3 protein-coding genes are annotated in these 1,768 nt (G+C 68.2%); 1 reads left to right on the plus strand and 2 read right to left on the minus strand.

Features of this window, described 5'->3' with window-relative positions; genetic code table 11:
• Both LQV45_RS29915 and LQV45_RS29920 read right to left on the minus strand, forming a co-directional pair.
• A partial coding sequence (locus LQV45_RS29915; RefSeq protein ID WP_230010791.1) for a carbon-nitrogen hydrolase family protein occupies nucleotides 1-470 on the minus strand: 470 nt, incomplete at its 3' end.
• 9 nt (nucleotides 471-479) lie between these two features.
• Nucleotides 480-935 (minus strand): hypothetical protein, encoded by a 456-nt coding sequence (locus LQV45_RS29920; RefSeq protein WP_230010794.1) that lies wholly within the window; start codon nucleotides 933-935, stop codon nucleotides 480-482.
• A gap of 115 nt (nucleotides 936-1,050) precedes the next feature.
• On the opposite strand from LQV45_RS29920, the gene LQV45_RS29925 reads away from it, so the two are divergent.
• Nucleotides 1,051-1,768 (plus strand): heparan-alpha-glucosaminide N-acetyltransferase domain-containing protein (locus tag LQV45_RS29925; RefSeq protein WP_230010797.1); only part of this gene is annotated, 718 nt, incomplete at its 3' end.

Below are 1,768 nucleotides of genomic sequence, written 5' to 3' on the forward strand. Positions count from 1 at the left end.
GGGCGGGCTGCGTCGAAGCAGATCGCCAGAGCGACCTTCCAGCCGTCGATCTCCAGGACCGCGGGATTGCTGCCGGCCACGAAGAGATCCTGCTCCGGTCCGTGCAGGTGCGTTTTGAAGCTGGTCTCGATGGAGCCTGTCGGATGGACCGCGAGGGCGGCCAGCCGCGGCATACCGTCCGCGTCTTTGAACGCGGCACCGACGACGGCGGTTATTCCGGTGCGCCGGCAGATTTCCCGGATGCCGTCCAGCCGCCGGTCAGCCGCGCTCAGCCACTCCCCGGGTCCGTCCAGCAGGTCCAGCCGGTATCCCGTCAGCGAGAGTTCGGGAAAGATGACAAGCCGGGCTCCATGCGACTCGGCGTCTTCGATCAGCCGGATGTGCTCGGGCACGTTGGCGGCAACGCCACCATCCAGGGCCTGGTATTGGACGGCGGACAGCGTCAACGCGGTGATTGAGCCAGTGGTCACCCTCCCATCCTATGCACCCCGTCTTTCGCCGGAGGGAGCCGAAGGTGCCGAGCAGTAACGCCCGACGGCGGTTTCGCGAAGGGCCTCTGCCCAGGCGGCTAGACGCTGGGCCGCCCGCACGTAGTCGAACAATTCGGTTGGAGTGAGGGCGTCGAGGTCCGTCTCGGCCAGCCGCCGGGCCAGCTCAGCTCCCGGCGGCACCGCGGCCAGCGCCGCACCTTCCTTCCCCCACTGAACGTCCTCGGCCGGCTCCCCGGCGACCAAGCGCCGGAAGAGGAAGTCCACGACGCCCGGGCTCATGGCTTTGAGGACGCCGGCCGCCGGCTCGCCACCGTTCGTCCGTCCGCCAGGCGTCGCGCTGGTCCATTGCGGGCCCGACGGATCCGGGCCCGGAAATTGTCGGCTTGTGGATTCCCGGCCGGTGAATTCGGGCTTCAGGAAGGCTGGCTCTGGGGCGTCGTTCATGCGCCCATCGTATTCGAACATATATTCGAATACAAGGGATGCCCGGAGAAGGATCGGGGCTGCGGGCAGGCCGAAGATGAGACGGTCACCGGGCCGATCGTGAGACGATCAGATGATGACGGCGCGCGGAATGACTACGGCTTCCCGGACCGTCCGGGGCACTCCCCCCGGCGTCCGGCTGGCCGGTATCGACGCCGCGCGCGGCCTGGCCCTGCTGGCCATGATGGCCACCCACGTGCTGGCAACCTTTGAGCCGGACCCGCAGCTCACGCCCACCTGGATCGGCCTGGCGTTTTCCGGACGGGCAGCCGCGCTGTTCGCCGTGCTGGCCGGAGTCGGGCTCGCCTTGTCCACGGGGAAACAGCAGCCGCTTGAGGGCGCCGAACTGCGGGGTGCCCGCAGAGGCATCGCCTTGCGGGCGCTCGTGATCGGTGCCGTCGGGCTCTCCCTGGGCGGGCTGGAAGTCAACATCGCGATAATTCTGGTCCACTACGCCCTGCTGTTCCTGTGCGTGCTGCCCTTTGTCGGGCTTGGGCTGAAACGCCTGGCCGCACTCGCGGTCCTCTGGATACTGGCTGCCCCCGCCCTGGCCTACCTCCTGCGGCCGTGGCTGCTGTCCGCCGATCCGCCCCTGCGGCTGGGGCACAACCCAAGCTGGGAGGATCTGGCCACCCCGGCCAGGCTGCTGGGCGACCTCTTTCTCACGGGCTACTACCCTGTCCTGCAGTGGATCGCTTATCTCCTGATAGGGCTGGTGATCGGTCGGATGGCGCTGTGGAAAGCGGCCGTGCCGTTCCTGCTCGTTGCTGCCGGCACGGTGGTGGCCGTCATGT

It is taken from the genome of Microbacterium sp. Bi128 (assembly GCF_918698205.1).